Consider the following 13,461-nt stretch of genomic DNA (forward strand, 5'->3'; position numbering starts at 1 on the left):
CAGCGCCTTGAACTATCGCTCTCCGAGGGAGTTCAGGCGCTTAGCGGCAGCATCAATTTAACGGGGAGTTGGTGTTCGGTTTTGTAGGGGCAAGTCCAGGGATGACCTATGGCCGGTCTATCTCAAGGAGAAGGAAGGTGACGTCAAACAGGTCACGCTGGACGGCTACAAGACCAACTATAAGCAGGTAAGTGAAGCCTTAGAGGTCACGGGGACGTCAAATCTGCGCAGGCACACACGGGATGACCTGATAGCCATGCGCGACGAACTCTTAGAGACCCGCAAGGCATCCACGGTCAATAACCTGATTACTCAGTTCACTTCGGTGATGACCTGGGCTGTGGATAACGACTACCTGACCAAGGCGTATACCGCCAAGCTCAAGCTGAAGAAGGGTGCTGAGAGTGGGCGTATTCCCTTTGAGAGGTCCCAGGTGGAAACCCTAATGGACCATGCGAACTCAATGCCTGCGGACAGCTGGGAGCGCTGGGGGCTATCTCTGCTTGCTGTCACAGGGGCACGGGCGCGTGAAGTAACCCAACTGAATCGTAAAGACATCCATGAGGTAGATGGCCTGCTGTGTATCAACATCCGTGAGGATGACGCGGGGCAGTCTGTTAAGAACAAGTACAGCGTCCGCGTGGTGCCTTTGGTCGATGGTGTCTTAGGGTTTGACCTCAGTGCGTTCCAGAAGGCTCTGGATGGGCCTAAGCCACCACTGCCAGTCTACTCAGAGGTGAACAACATCCAGGCGCGTAAGGCGCTGGGGGCGATCATCCGGGAGGTCCTACCAGGCAAATCAGAACACCAGACATTACATTCCCTACGGCACCACATGGCCTCATCTTTTAAGGTCAAAGGGGTCCCTGTAGCGTTCGCCCAGGCTCTGTTGGGGCACTCAAGTGGGACGCTTGCATACGACACGTATGGTGGCTCAGCTATACCAGTAGGCACCTTGGCGGGGGTCATTGAGGGTGTCTTTAGACCGGCCTAACTGCTGTATCATGTGCGGCTTTCTGGATTGGGAGCTTCATGTGATGCGCGTTGGCTATGCTGCTGGTGTCTTAGGTCTTTTGCTCTTAACGGGTTGCGGTAGTCACTCCTCGAATCTCCAAGTCGGCAACGAGCAGTCGTACACCAGCCTTAAGGACCAGCGTGAGGCGGTACGCTCCATCAAGGTCTATGAGGTTCTTCCTACTGGTGCTGAACCACTGACCACAGTGTCTGCTGGACGGTGCCACAGGAGCTTTGTAGAGGAATCGCCTACTGAAGCCAGTGTCCTGATTGACTTGAAGGTGGCTGCATATGCCCAGGGCGCAGATGGCATCACAGGCGTAAAGATTTTCAAAGAGTCTGGACTAAACCGTAACTGCTGGTACGTGCTTGGCGGTACTGCCCAGGCATTCACGTTGGGCAAGGCTAAATGAGTAGGGCCGGTTCGCTCATCTATTGGTCGATAAGCACTCTTTTAGCTTTCGGGCTCATCACAACCATTGCAGGCACATTCTTTCTCAAAGGTGCCTGGATAGACTCAGGTGACGCCTTTAATGCTGCGCCTACCTGGGTCAGGATCATTACGTTAATCGCAGCGGCTGTCATTGGTGTCTACTTAGTTAGGCACGAACGCCGCAATAAACATTAAGGCTGAACATGACATCGCCCACGCTCTACACAGACACCTACCAACTGTTCAAGCTCCTGAAGGCTCAAGGAGGCATTCAGAGCATGCGCACTCACTCTGACTTCGCAAGAACCTTAGAGAAGGGCCTTGATGAGCTTGTAGCGGCTGGTGTGGTGGTCCTGAGTGCCACCCAATGGACCGCTAATGATCAGGTCGTGGCGGAAGAGACGTATCACAGAGAGGACGGTAAGAGCTTCACGGGCATTGGCTTTGGTTCGTGGTTCTGTCTCGCTATGGCACTGAAGGTTAACAAGCCCGAGGTCCGTCAGGCTCTTTCGGATTACCTGAAGAAGCACCCTATCTATTGAGGTAGGGTTTCCTTACTCAACAAAAACACATTAAATATGTTGACAGGATAAGTCGCTAACGATAGATTGAACGCCTGCACCGCTTCCGAGCGGTTTTTAAAGGCTACAAACACACATTAAATGTGTTTAAGTGGCGGTGGATTTAAAAACCCTCACTAAAGCGGCACCCAAGCGAACTCCAAAGGACACCTCACCATGCCAGCAATCACTATCAAGTACCTGTCAGCCACCAACACCAAGCACCTTGGAGACGCAGTATGACTTATGCAGAAATCAAACAGGCTCTTGCAGACCTCGAAGTAATCAACGCGCGCAAGGCAGCGAACGCAGAACGCGCCAAGAGGTGAACTAAAGCCCTTCGGGGCTCCATCACGAAACTCAGTAAGCCACAGCCACCTTTATAGATAACGAAAGGGCTCCACTCAAAGAGCCCCTATCTTTAATGGTTTCCGTGGGTTGGTTCCCAATGACCCTGTTAGCCAACGAGCAACGGGCAGACGCCAACTCTATTTTCATCAAGAGAATCATCGGCCTCCTTCCGTTCCTTGCCGAGCTGAAGACCGGGGCTGGGCAGCGTGATAGCTCCCTGAGCTTCGACGTGGGACCAGCCAAGCCCGACCACTCGCCATCTGTGAAGTCTGTAGGTATCACCGGCCAACTGGCGGGGTCCCGTGCTGACATCCTGATCGCGGATGACGTTGAGGTCCCGAACAACTCGGCCACACAGGTCGCCCGTGAGCACCTGGGCGAACTCGTTAAGGAGTTCGATGCGATCCTGAAGCCGGGAGACGCCTCTACGATCATCTATCTGGGCACACCTCAGACCGAGATGACCCTTTATCGGGAGCTGGAGAACCGTGGCTATGTGACCACCATCTGGCCCGCACGGTATCCGAAAGACCAGAAGGACCTTGAAAGCTACGGGCACCGTCTGGCCCCAATGATCAACAGCGAACTTGCAGCGGATGGGACCCTTTATTGGAAGCCCACTGACCCTGTTCGATTCAATGACACTGACTTGCGTGAACGTGAGCTGTCATACGGTAAGGGTGGCTTCGCTCTTCAGTTCATGCTTAACCCGAACCTGAGTGACGCCGAGAAGTACCCGCTGAAACTTCGCGACTTCATCGTGGGGCGCTTCAGCCTCGATACGGCCCCTACGACCTTGCAGTGGTTGCCCAACGGTAACAACGAAGCCAAGGGGCTCCCCAACGTGGGCCTTAAAGGGGATCGCTTCCACCGCTACGAGACTGTAGGCCAAGCGTCTGCACCGTACACCGCGAAGATCCTTGTGATTGACCCAAGCGGGCGCGGCAAGGATGAGACTGGCTATGCAGTCCTCTACATGCTCAACGGCTACATCTTCCTGATGGACTGGGGCGGTTTCCGTGGTGGCTACGATGACAAGACCTTGCAGGCTCTCGCAGACATCGGCAAGCGCTTCAAGGTTAACGAAGTCGTCATTGAGGGCAACTTTGGTGATGGTATGTATGTGAAGCTGTTCACCCCTGTGATGACCCGGACGCACCGCTGTGCTGTCACTGAGGTCAAGTCTAAGGGTCAGAAAGAGCTACGCATCTGCGCCGTTCTGGAGCCCGTACTGGGCAGTCATAAGCTCGTGGTCTCCGAGGATGTCATTACGCGGGACTATGAGACCGCTCTGAACATCGACGGCACGACTGACATTAAGTACAGCGGCTTCTATCAGCTCTCAAGGATCACCAAGGACAGGGGCTCACTGGCTCACGATGACCGGCTTGACGCCCTGGCGATTGGCGTTCAGTTCTTCACAGAGTCCATGGAGAAGGATTCCGAGGTGGGCGCCTCTGAGATGCTGGAAGAGTTCTTGATGCACCACATGGAAAACCCATTGGTAGGCTTCGAGGACCACCGTCAGATGATGCTGGGCGACGTGACGATGCAGTACGAAGAGGACGGCACGACCACCAATTACATGGGTTGGTGATGACTTTGAGGGGCCTTCGGGTCCCTTATTTTTCAGTTTGGTGCTAAATGATCGCCTCTGTAGGCCACGGCCTGTACGGGCTCCAAAACCACTCACTATAACCATAGGGGCCGTTCCTTAGAGATACTTAAAGGCCTTCTTTAAGATGCCTCAGAGACCTCCTGTGTGGGGTGGTGGTTATAACCACTTACCACCTTCTCTCTTTATACCAACCTCAAAGGAGGCCGAGCATGATCAAAATGACCACACGATGGCAGACCTTTGTGGCTGTCTTTAAGACCCTGGCGACTCACCGGGCCACCTACAGATTCCTTGCGTTGCTCATTGTCGCCCTTGGGTTCGCTTCAGGCGGTCCTTTAGTCGAGGCCTTTGGGAGCGCTGTCTGTGTCTTGGTGGCCGGTGGGTGTGCTGAATGACACCTATAGGGAGGTGCCTCTGAGGTCTCTTTGAGAATCTGACAGAAAAATCTCTTAAGGTACCTCAATGCTTATATGGGGCAAGGTTCCCCCCCGTGGGGCCTCTCGCGGGTGTGCATGCATGGGGTCCTTAGCGCGCCTCTGTGCGCCTCTGTAAGCTGGTCGTTTGGTGTCACAAAGACTGTCCCAAGGCTGTAACAAGGGCCTTTACGATGCCCCGCAAGCCCCGTAGGATGGCCCCTCAGTTCTTTCATTGCCCAGTTTTATGTAAATTGGATATGATACGCGACCTTGAATTTTGTAAATCCCATCCAAATTTCGGATATTCGCAATGAAAACTGGTAAAGAGCTTAAACCCGGTACCGTCATCAAGCTCGAAAACGACCCTTGGCTGGTTCAGAAAGCTGAATTCACCAAGTCCGGTCGTAACAGCGCGATCATGAAGACCAAGTTGAAAAACCTGCTGACCGGTTACAAGACCGAAATCGTCTACAGCGCCGATGACAAACTGGAAGACGTGATCCTCGACCGCAAAGAGGCGACCCTGTCCTTCATCAGCGGCGACACCTACACGTTCATGGACACCAGCGACTACACCATGTACGAGCTGAACGCTGAAGACATCGAAGCCGTTCTGCCATTCGTGGAAGAAGGCATGACTGACGTCTGCGAAGCGATTTTCTTCGAAGAACGCCTGGTTTCCGTAGAGCTGCCGACCACCATCGTGCGTCAGGTTGACTACACCGAAGGTTCCGCTCGCGGCGACACTTCGGGCAAGGTGATGAAGCCTGCCAAACTGAAAAACGGTACCGAGCTGAGCGTTGCAGATTTCGTAGAAATCGGCGACTGGATCGAAATCGATACCCGTGAAGGTGGTTCGTACAAGGGCCGGGCCAAGGTTTAATCCTTGCCTGACCCGCAACACCAAAAAAAGCCCGACCATGAGTCGGGTTTTTTTGTGGTCGCGTTTTGTATCTGTTCAGGTGTTGCTTGAGTTCTTCAGAGGCTTGCAACAGGGCGGAGTACCGATGCGTACCAGTCCGACCATATGCGGCTCGCGCAAGGTGTTAAAAACCTCGCTGTGCAACTTCAGTATCCTGCGCGCATAGCCCAGTAGAACCTGCCCCTCCGGTGTCAACCTGACCTGGCGACCATCGCGCTCGAACAGCTTGCGCTGCAGCACGTCCTCTTCCAGGCGCTTCATCTGCATACTCACCGCCGACTGGGTGCGGTTGACCTGCTCGCCCGCGCGGGTGAAACCGCCCTGATCGGCGATGGCGACGAAGGTGCGCAGGACTTCAGTGTCGATGCTCGGGTAGTTGGACAATTGATCAATCTCCGAGATGTATTGCATAAGAAACATTCGTTGGATTGATCATAGCGCCAGGCACAGACTTCAGTCATCCCCACTGGAGGGCAAGATGATGAAAGGTCAAAAAGGTTTTGTGTTGATGGTGAAACGTCCTTTTTCCAGGCTGTTTCAGCGATTTTCCCGTTGGCAGGCGCTGCATCGCGAACGCCAGTTGCTGGCGAGCATGAGCAATGACGCACTCAAGGACATCGGCCTTAATCGAGCCGACGTCGAGATGGAAAGTCACCGGCGTTTCTGGGAAGACCCGCTGCGAAAATGACTTCAATGCCCCTACACAACCCAGGGTTCAGTAAGGTAGTTTGCGAGCCTACAAGGAGATGCCCATGCCCGCAGAACTGTCCTTTTCCCTCAAGCAGGCGCGGCGTCTGGCGCTGGCCGCCCAAGGATTTTCCGGGCGCCAGCCGCCGGCGCTGATCAAGGCTGCGCAGGTCAATCGCCTGATTAACCGTTTGGGTGTGCTGCAGATTGATTCGGTTAACGCTGTGGTGCGCTCCCATTACCTGCCGCTGTTTTCCCGCCTTGGGAGTTATTCCCCGCTGATTCTTGAACAAGCTGCCTGGAGCCAGGGGCGGCGGCGTTCGTTGTTTGAGTATTGGGGGCATGAGGCGTCGTTGCTGCCGATGGCACTGTATCCGTTGATGCGCTGGCGCATGCAGCGCGCGTCTCAAGGGCAAGGTATTTATCATCAGATGGCGCGCTTTGGTCGTGAGCAACAGGACACCATTCGCCGGGTGCTGGGCATCGTCGAGCAGCGGGGTGCCTTGGGCGCGGGCAGTTTGTCGACCCGCGAGGAGCGTGCTGGGCCCTGGTGGGACTGGAGCGATGAAAAGCATGCCCTGGAATGGCTGTTTGCCGCCGGCCTGGTGACGGTCGCCGGACGTCGGGGTTTTGAACGGCTCTATGATTTGCCGGAACGGGTGATCCCCGCCGCGATTCTCCAGCAAACGCCCTTGAGCGAGGCCGAGGCGCAGCGGGGCTTGCTGCTGCACGCGGCTACGGCGTTGGGCGTTGGCACAGAGAAGGATCTGCGGGACTACTTTCGACTGGAGCCCGCCGATAGCCGTGGGCGCTTGGCGGAGTTGGTCGAGGAGGGCCAGTTGGTTGCGTGCCAGGTTCAGGGCTGGAAGCAGCCAGCCTATTGCCTGCCTGAGCCGAAAGTTCCGCGCAAGGTGCTGGCCAGTGCGCTGCTCTCGCCTTTTGATTCATTGATCTGGGAGCGCAGCCGGACCGAGCGGTTGTTCGATTTCCGTTACCGGCTGGAGATCTATACCCCGCAAGACAAGCGGGTCTACGGTTATTACGTGCTGCCGTTTTTGCACAACGAACGGATCGCCGCCCGTGTCGACCTACGGGCCGAACGTGCTGCCGGGCGATTGGCGGTGCATGCCGTACACGAAGAGGAACCGGGGCTGGACGAGGAGGGGATGTTGGCCCTGGCGCTGAATCTACGGCAGATGGCCGGCTGGCTTGGGCTTGAGCAGGTTCAGCTTAATTGCCCGCGGGCCAGTGCGGCGCGGTTGCGGGTAGCGATGGGGGCTTTAGGGTTGCTGTGATAAGCGGGGCCTGGTATGTACTCAATCGCCCCGTAGAACCGAGCCTACCCCCCAGCTATCAGCAACTTCAAGAGATGTGTAGGTGCCTAATCAGGCAACAAAAAAACCTTACCTTTTCACTTGCTTCAATGTTTCGGCAATCAAAAACGCCAACTCCAGCGACTGATCGGCATTCATCCGTGGGTCGCAATGGGTGTGGTAGCGGTCCGACAAACCATCTTCCGTAATCGGCCGCGCCCCGCCGATGCACTCGGTGACGTTCTGCCCGGTCATCTCGATATGAATCCCGCCGGCGTAAGTCCCTTCGGCTTCATGGACCTGGAAGAACTCCTTCACCTCACTGAGGATCTGCGCAAAATCCCGGGTCTTGTAGCCGCTGCTGGCCTTGATGGTGTTGCCATGCATTGGATCGCTACTCCACAGCACTTGCTTGCCTTCGCGCTGCACGGCGCGGATCAAGTTGGGCAGGTGATCGCCTACCTTGTTGGCACCCATGCGCGCAATCAGGTTCAGGCGGCCGGGGTCGTTGTCCGGGTTGAGGATGTCGATCAGGCGAATCAGGTCGTCCGGGTTCATGCTCGGGCCGACCTTGACCCCGATCGGGTTGTTCACTCCGCGCAGGAATTCGACATGGGCGCCGTCGAGTTGGCGGGTGCGATCGCCGATCCATAGCATATGGGCCGAACAGTCGTAGTAATCGTTGGTCAGGCTGTCTCGACGGACAAATGCTTGCTCGTAGTTGAGCAGCAACGCTTCGTGGGCGGTGAAAAAACTGGTCTCGCGCAATTGCGGCGAGCTGTCCATGCCGCAGGCACGCATGAAGGCCAGTGTTTCATCGATGCGGTTGGCCAACTGGCTGTACTTCTCGGCGAGGGCTGAATTGGCGATGAAGTCCAGGTTCCACTTATGCACCTGGTGCAGGTCGGCAAAGCCGCCCTGGGCAAAGGCTCGCAGTAGGTTCAGGGTGGCGGTGGACTGATGGTAGGACTGCAACAGGCGATCCGGGTCCGGCACGCGGCTTTTTTTATCGAAGCCAATACCGTTGACGATATCGCCACGGTAGGCCGGCAGCGTGACGCCGTCGATGGTTTCATCGTTGGCCGAGCGCGGCTTGGCAAACTGACCGGCCATGCGCCCGACTTTCACCACTGGGCAGCCGGCGGCGAAGGTCATGACAATGGCCATCTGCAGCAGCACTTTAAACGTGTCGCGGATTTTCGCCGCCGAGAACTCGGCAAAGCTCTCGGCGCAATCGCCGCCCTGCAGCAGGAAGGCTCGACCCTGGGTAACCTCGGCAAACTGACGGCGCAACTCACGGGCTTCACCAGCGAACACCAGCGGCGGATAGCTGGCAAGGCTTTGCTCGACCTGCAGCAAGTGCGCAGCGTCAGGGTAGCGGGGTTGTTGCTGGATCGGCAGGGCGCGCCAGCTATCGGGGCTCCAGGGTTGGCTCATCATGAACTCGAGTGATTTACGGTCGGGTTGCCATGTTATCAGCAATTAGTGCGTGACCTGCTGGCGCCGGTTCGCGGACAATCGCGCCTTTCCCGCTTGGGACCGGGCGGCTGGATTGATCCGGTGCCCAGGTTGTTGCCTGGTAGCCGTTAGGAGATGAGATGACTGAGGAGCGCGTTGAGCGCCTGCTGGCCGAAGTCCATGATGACTTCGGCATGATCCGTGTATTGGAAGTGGCCGATTACCGCTTTCTTGAATTTGGTGACGCCATTGAGCAGAGTTGTGTGTTCACTGCTGACCCCAGCTGGCTGGAGTACGACTACACCCGCGCCATGCTTGTCGGTGCGCTGTGTCATGAACAGCCGGAAAGTGCGTTGTTCCTCGGGCTTGGTGCCGGAACCCTGACTCAGGCGTGCCTCAAGTTCCTGCCGCTGGAAGATGTCGAAGCCATTGAGCTGCGTCCAGATGTACCGCGCCTGGCCATCGAGTTTCTGGGCCTGGATGACGATCCTCGGTTATATATCCGTGTGGGCGACGCTCTGCAATTGCTGGAAACCGCAGAGCCGGCGGACTTGATTTTCGTCGACTTGTATACCGACCTCGGTCCGGGTGTCGGGCATCTGGCCTGGACCTTCCTGGAAAACTGCCAGAAGCACCTCAACCCTGGTGGCTGGCTGATCATCAACCAGTGGGCCACCGATGACGGCAAGCCGTTGGGCGCCGCTTTGCTGCGCGGGCTTTATCACCGGCACTACTGGGAGCTGCCGGTGAAGGAGGGCAATGTGATCCTGATCGTGCCGGCGGACCTGGATCAGGAGCTGGACCGGGATGCACTGGCTGCCCGCGCCGAAGCGCTGGCGCCGCGACTGGGGTATTCGTTGCAATCGTTGATCAAGGCGATTCGGCCGGCGACCTGAGGTTGGGCACTTGTGTCAGTCATCAACAGCCTTTGAACACCCCAGGTCGCTTTTCGATCATTGCTCGAACACCTTCCTTGGCGTCTTCACTGTTAAGCAGTTTCTCCACCAGCACCGGCAACCCGGTAGCAGCGGCCGCTTCACCCTCGATGCGGGCCTGGCGCGCCGACATCAAGGTGGCCTGCACCCCCAGCGGCGCTTGCCGTGCGATGCGATTGGCCAGCTCCAGCGCCCTGGGTAACAGGTCTTCGCTGGCCATGACTTCCTGCACCAGGCCCAGACGCAGCGCTTCATGGGCATCGAATTCATCGCCGGTAAGCAGCCAGCGCATGGCATTGCCCCAGCCGGCGATTTGATGGAAGCGCAGCGTCGCGCCACCAAAAGGAAAGATCCCACGTTGCACTTCCATCTGCGCAAAGCGGGTATTGCTGGCGCACAGGTTGATATCCGCTGCCAGCATCAATTCGATGCCAATGGTCAGGCAATAACCCTGGGCGGCGACAATCACCGGTTTGCTGACCCTTGGCCCGGCGAATACACCCCACGGGTCGCAACCGCCCAACGGCGGTTGCCAGCCCTGTGCCATGGCGTGGGCGACATTGGCCAGGTCCAGGCCGGCAGTGAAATGGTCGCCGTGGCCGAAGACGATGGCTACTCGCGCCTCATCGTTACGATCAAATTCGCCATAGGCCAGGCTCAGTTCGTTCAGCAGGTCGAGGTCGAAGGCATTGCGCTTGGCCACGCGATCCAGGCCCAGAAGCAGGACGTGACCCTGCTGTTCACGGCTGACGCGGCTGCTGCTGGCTTGATTCATGGGGGAGTCCTCGGGCGCGAAGGGTAGTTTCGGACCAAAGGGCCCGCTGCGAAAAGTGAACCGTTTAAGCGTCATGACCAGCAGGGCCGGGTCTTTGAAAAATAGACGCTACTGCAAGGATCCGCAAAGCCTGTGACACAGAGCAGTTCAACTGGTTTTTTCGATAAAAAAAGCTCCCTTTTTCAGGTATTTCCGGTATAGTGCGCGCCGGCCTTTAACCGGGCCGCGTTTAGGTAGCGCAATTCCCCGAAGTCAGCTTCGGCTGCTCGTCCGCACAGCGGACTCTTCCTTGACGAATCTTTTTCATTCATTCGTTTTCGCAAATCCCCGCCGACAAAGCAGCCAGGGCGACTCTTGAGTCTCAACACGGCATGCGCAGCTTTGGAGCATGGGTCTTTGCGGATGCACTTAGAGGCAGACCCATGACCCAGGAAACCGGCGGCTTCGCCGCTTTTAATCTTAACCCGAATATCCTTGCAGCCGTCATTGCGACTGGCTACGAAGAACCTTCGGCTATTCAGCATCAATCGATCCCGATCATCATGGCCGGCCACGACATGATTGGCCAGGCGCAAACCGGTACGGGTAAAACCGCTGCGTTCGCCCTGCCGATCCTGCATTGCATCGATCCTGCCAAGCGCGAGCCGCAAGCCCTGATCCTGGCGCCAACCCGTGAGTTGGCGCTGCAAGTAGCAACTGCTTTCGAAACTTACGCCAAGCAAATGCCGGGCGTTACCGTTGTGGCCGTTTACGGCGGCGCGCCTATGGGCCCACAACTGAAAGCAATCCGTAACGGCGCACAGATCGTTGTCGCCACTCCGGGCCGTCTGTGCGACCACCTGCGTCGCGACGAAAAAGTCCTGTCGACCGTGAACCATCTGGTTCTCGACGAAGCTGACGAAATGCTCAAGCTGGGCTTCATGGACGACCTGGAAGTCATCTTCAAGGCTCTGCCAGCGACCCGTCAGACCGTATTGTTCTCGGCTACCCTGCCGCAGTCGATCCGTGCCATTGCCGAGCGCCATCTGCGCGATCCGCAACACGTGAAGATCCAGACCAAGACTCAGACCGTTACCGCGATCGAACAGGCTCACCTGTTGGTTCACGCTGACCAGAAGACCTCGGCTGTATTGAGCCTGCTGGAAGTCGAAGACTTCGATGCCCTGATCATGTTCGTGCGCACCAAGCAAGCAACCCTGGACCTGGCCAGTGCCCTGGAAGCCAAAGGCTACAAAGCCGCTGCGCTGAACGGTGACATTGCCCAGAACCAACGTGAGCGTGTGATCGAATCCCTCAAGGATGGCCGTCTGGACATCGTTGTGGCGACCGACGTTGCCGCTCGTGGCCTGGACGTTCCGCGCATCACTCACGTGTTCAACGTTGACATGCCGTACGATCCGGAATCCTACGTTCACCGTATCGGCCGTACTGGCCGTGCCGGTCGCGAAGGTCGTGCACTGCTGTTGGTGACTCCGCGTGAGCGCCGCATGCTGCAAGTGATCGAGCGTGTTACTGGTCAGAAAGTTGCCGAAGTCCGCCTGCCGGATGCCCAGGCCGTTCTCGATGCTCGCATCAAGAAGCTGACCAACAGCCTGTCGCCTCTGGTGGCTGACGCTGAATCGACCCACGGTGATCTGCTGGACCGCCTGACTGCCGATATCGGTTGCACCCCACGTGCCCTGGCTGCAGCCCTGCTGCGCAAGGCTACCAACGGTCAAGCACTGACCCTGGCTGCCATCGAGAAAGATCGTCCACTGGTACCGAACAACGCTCCGCGCGGTGATCGTCCAGAGCGTACCGGTGATCGTCCGGACCGTGGTGATCGTGAGCGTCGTGCTCCGGTTCCATTGGCTGAAGGCCGTGCTCGCTGCCGTACCGCGCTGGGTGCGCGTGATGGTATCGCCGCCAAGAACCTGCTGGGCGCTATCCTCAATGAGGGTGGCCTGGCACGTGAAGCTATCGGTCGCATCCAGGTGCGTGACAGCTTCTCCCTGGTGGAGCTGCCGGAAGATGGTCTGGAAAAACTGCTGACCAAGCTGAAGGACACTCGTGTTGCCGGCAAGCAGCTCAAGCTGCGTCGCTATCGCGAAGATTGATCCGCTCTTGAGCTGATTGATCGAACATAAAAAATCCCCGACTGGTTCGGGGATTTTTTATGCCTGAAGTTTGAGCTAGCCAAATCGATAGATATCCATTCCCAGCGCCCCCATGGTGAAGCCTTGGTGAGCGACGCTGAATTGCCCGCCTGCGCCCCGTGCAAAGTACAACGGCAACAAATGCTCATCGCTGGGATGACTGCGTACTGCATTGGGTGCCTGGCGACGATAGTCGTGCAATGCGGCTTCATCACCGGCTGCAAGCTTCTCCACAACCCAATCGCGAAAGTCCCGAGCCCAGGGTTCAATACTTTCCGGCCCAGCGTGCCAATCCAGCTCGCCAAGGTTATGGGTAATGCTGCCGGAGCCGATCAGCAGCACGCCTTGCTCGCGCAGGCTGGCGAGCGCATGGCCAACTCGGGTTTGCAGGGCAGGGCCGAGGCGGCTGGGCAGCGAGACTTGCAGCACCGGGATATCGGCATCGGGGTACATCAGAGACAGCGGCACCCAGGCGCCATGGTCGAATGGACGTTCGGTGTCGATCATCACATCCAAACCATCCTTCTGGAGCAAGTTGACAATTTCTACTGCCAACTGCGGTTGGCCGGGCGCCGGGTATTGCACGGCAAACAGTTCCGCGGGGAAGCCGCCGAAGTCGTGCCAGGTTTCTGGAGCCGGACTGCCGCTGACCAACAGGCCCTGGCTTTCCCAGTGCGCCGACACCACGACAATTGCCTTGGGGCGCGGTAACTCGGCCGCCAGCCGCGCCAAGGCCGGACCGCTGGCGCCCGGTTGCAGGGCGAGCATGGGCGAACCGTGAGAGATAAACAGGCTGGGGAGCATGAGAGCGGTCCTGAGGTTAAGATGGTGCCATCTTCAATCA

The 13,461-nt window shown here is 57.4% G+C and carries 13 protein-coding genes and 1 pseudogene; 10 read left to right on the plus strand and 4 right to left on the minus strand.

The annotated features are described in order from the left end of the window. Window positions 1–256: 256 nt before the first annotated feature. From ACZRKZ_RS23610 to ACZRKZ_RS23635, 6 genes are all read left to right on the plus strand, one after another. A complete protein-coding gene (locus ACZRKZ_RS23610) occupies window positions 257–994 on the plus strand; it encodes a tyrosine-type recombinase/integrase (protein WP_463982901.1) in 738 nt (245 codons plus the stop codon). 43 nt (window positions 995–1,037) lie between these two features. After that, window positions 1,038–1,427: a hypothetical protein gene (locus ACZRKZ_RS23615; protein ID WP_463982902.1), complete on the plus strand. Its 390-nt coding sequence runs from the start codon at window positions 1,038–1,040 to the stop codon at window positions 1,425–1,427. 298 nt (window positions 1,428–1,725) lie between these two features. Then, window positions 1,726–1,989, plus strand: coding sequence for a hypothetical protein (locus tag ACZRKZ_RS23620; RefSeq protein ID WP_463982903.1), 264 nt, complete (start codon window positions 1,726–1,728; stop codon window positions 1,987–1,989). Window positions 1,990–2,455: 466 nt separating this feature from the next. Further along, window positions 2,456–3,955 carry a phage terminase large subunit gene (gene terL / locus ACZRKZ_RS23625; protein ID WP_463982904.1) on the plus strand — a complete coding sequence of 500 codons (1,500 nt, stop codon included), beginning with the start codon at window positions 2,456–2,458 and terminating at the stop codon, window positions 3,953–3,955. Window positions 3,956–4,194: 239 nt separating this feature from the next. Further along, on the plus strand, window positions 4,195–4,371 hold the full coding sequence (locus tag ACZRKZ_RS23630; protein WP_463982952.1) for a gp19.5 family protein: 177 nt from the start codon (window positions 4,195–4,197) through the stop codon (window positions 4,369–4,371). Between the two features lie 331 nt (window positions 4,372–4,702). Next, window positions 4,703–5,275 carry an elongation factor P gene (locus tag ACZRKZ_RS23635; RefSeq protein WP_133098860.1) on the plus strand — a complete coding sequence of 191 codons (573 nt, stop codon included), beginning with the start codon at window positions 4,703–4,705 and terminating at the stop codon, window positions 5,273–5,275. Between the two features lie 114 nt (window positions 5,276–5,389). On the opposite strand, the pseudogene ACZRKZ_RS23640 reads toward ACZRKZ_RS23635, so the two are convergent. Beyond that, window positions 5,390–5,698, minus strand: a pseudogene (locus tag ACZRKZ_RS23640) (LysR family transcriptional regulator); the annotation flags it as partial. A gap of 97 nt (window positions 5,699–5,795) precedes the next feature. Here ACZRKZ_RS23640 and ACZRKZ_RS23645 point away from each other — a divergent pair. Both ACZRKZ_RS23645 and ACZRKZ_RS23650 read left to right on the plus strand, forming a co-directional pair. Then, window positions 5,796–6,002, plus strand: coding sequence for a DUF1127 domain-containing protein (locus ACZRKZ_RS23645; protein ID WP_463982953.1), 207 nt, complete (start codon window positions 5,796–5,798; stop codon window positions 6,000–6,002). 64 nt (window positions 6,003–6,066) lie between these two features. Then, on the plus strand, window positions 6,067–7,296 hold the full coding sequence (locus ACZRKZ_RS23650) for a winged helix-turn-helix domain-containing protein (RefSeq protein ID WP_463982905.1): 1,230 nt from the start codon (window positions 6,067–6,069) through the stop codon (window positions 7,294–7,296). Window positions 7,297–7,404: 108 nt separating this feature from the next. Here the strand turns inward: ACZRKZ_RS23650 and ACZRKZ_RS23655 are convergent, their stop codons facing one another. Further along, window positions 7,405–8,751 carry a class II 3-deoxy-7-phosphoheptulonate synthase gene (locus tag ACZRKZ_RS23655; protein ID WP_463970261.1) on the minus strand — a complete coding sequence of 449 codons (1,347 nt, stop codon included), beginning with the start codon at window positions 8,749–8,751 and terminating at the stop codon, window positions 7,405–7,407. A 161-nt stretch (window positions 8,752–8,912) separates the two neighbouring features. Here ACZRKZ_RS23655 and ACZRKZ_RS23660 point away from each other — a divergent pair, with 161 nt between their 5' ends. Next, on the plus strand, window positions 8,913–9,668 hold the full coding sequence (locus ACZRKZ_RS23660; RefSeq protein ID WP_133098852.1) for a spermidine synthase: 756 nt from the start codon (window positions 8,913–8,915) through the stop codon (window positions 9,666–9,668). Between the two features lie 22 nt (window positions 9,669–9,690). On the opposite strand, the gene ACZRKZ_RS23665 is transcribed toward ACZRKZ_RS23660, so the two are convergent. After that, window positions 9,691–10,482 carry a crotonase/enoyl-CoA hydratase family protein gene (locus tag ACZRKZ_RS23665; RefSeq protein WP_463970260.1) on the minus strand — a complete coding sequence of 264 codons (792 nt, stop codon included), beginning with the start codon at window positions 10,480–10,482 and terminating at the stop codon, window positions 9,691–9,693. 422 nt (window positions 10,483–10,904) lie between these two features. Here ACZRKZ_RS23665 and ACZRKZ_RS23670 point away from each other — a divergent pair, with 422 nt between their 5' ends. Beyond that, window positions 10,905–12,578, plus strand: coding sequence for a DEAD/DEAH box helicase (locus ACZRKZ_RS23670; RefSeq protein ID WP_350613153.1), 1,674 nt, complete (start codon window positions 10,905–10,907; stop codon window positions 12,576–12,578). Between the two features lie 75 nt (window positions 12,579–12,653). Here the strand turns inward: ACZRKZ_RS23670 and ACZRKZ_RS23675 are convergent, their stop codons facing one another. Beyond that, window positions 12,654–13,421, minus strand: coding sequence for a DODA-type extradiol aromatic ring-opening family dioxygenase (locus tag ACZRKZ_RS23675; RefSeq protein WP_463982906.1), 768 nt, complete (start codon window positions 13,419–13,421; stop codon window positions 12,654–12,656). Window positions 13,422–13,461: the final 40 nt, after the last annotated feature.

This window comes from Pseudomonas sp. c313 (assembly GCF_055407145.1).

Coding starts and splice junctions, on each gene's coding strand:
- ACZRKZ_RS23630 (WP_463982952.1), top strand. CDS start 4,195: ATGACCACACGATGGCAGACCTTTGTGGCTGTCTTTAAGACCCTGGCG.
- ACZRKZ_RS23655 (WP_463970261.1), bottom strand. CDS start 8,751: ATGAGCCAACCCTGGAGCCCCGATAGCTGGCGCGCCCTGCCGATCCAG.
- ACZRKZ_RS23615 (WP_463982902.1), top strand. CDS start 1,038: ATGCGCGTTGGCTATGCTGCTGGTGTCTTAGGTCTTTTGCTCTTAACG.
- ACZRKZ_RS23610 (WP_463982901.1), top strand. CDS start 257: ATGCGCGACGAACTCTTAGAGACCCGCAAGGCATCCACGGTCAATAAC.
- ACZRKZ_RS23650 (WP_463982905.1), top strand. CDS start 6,067: ATGCCCGCAGAACTGTCCTTTTCCCTCAAGCAGGCGCGGCGTCTGGCG.
- ACZRKZ_RS23645 (WP_463982953.1), top strand. CDS start 5,796: ATGAAAGGTCAAAAAGGTTTTGTGTTGATGGTGAAACGTCCTTTTTCC.
- ACZRKZ_RS23675 (WP_463982906.1), bottom strand. CDS start 13,421: ATGCTCCCCAGCCTGTTTATCTCTCACGGTTCGCCCATGCTCGCCCTG.
- ACZRKZ_RS23665 (WP_463970260.1), bottom strand. CDS start 10,482: ATGAATCAAGCCAGCAGCAGCCGCGTCAGCCGTGAACAGCAGGGTCAC.
- ACZRKZ_RS23635 (WP_133098860.1), top strand. CDS start 4,703: ATGAAAACTGGTAAAGAGCTTAAACCCGGTACCGTCATCAAGCTCGAA.
- terL (WP_463982904.1), top strand. CDS start 2,456: ATGACCCTGTTAGCCAACGAGCAACGGGCAGACGCCAACTCTATTTTC.
- ACZRKZ_RS23670 (WP_350613153.1), top strand. CDS start 10,905: ATGACCCAGGAAACCGGCGGCTTCGCCGCTTTTAATCTTAACCCGAAT.
- ACZRKZ_RS23620 (WP_463982903.1), top strand. CDS start 1,726: ATGCGCACTCACTCTGACTTCGCAAGAACCTTAGAGAAGGGCCTTGAT.
- ACZRKZ_RS23660 (WP_133098852.1), top strand. CDS start 8,913: ATGACTGAGGAGCGCGTTGAGCGCCTGCTGGCCGAAGTCCATGATGAC.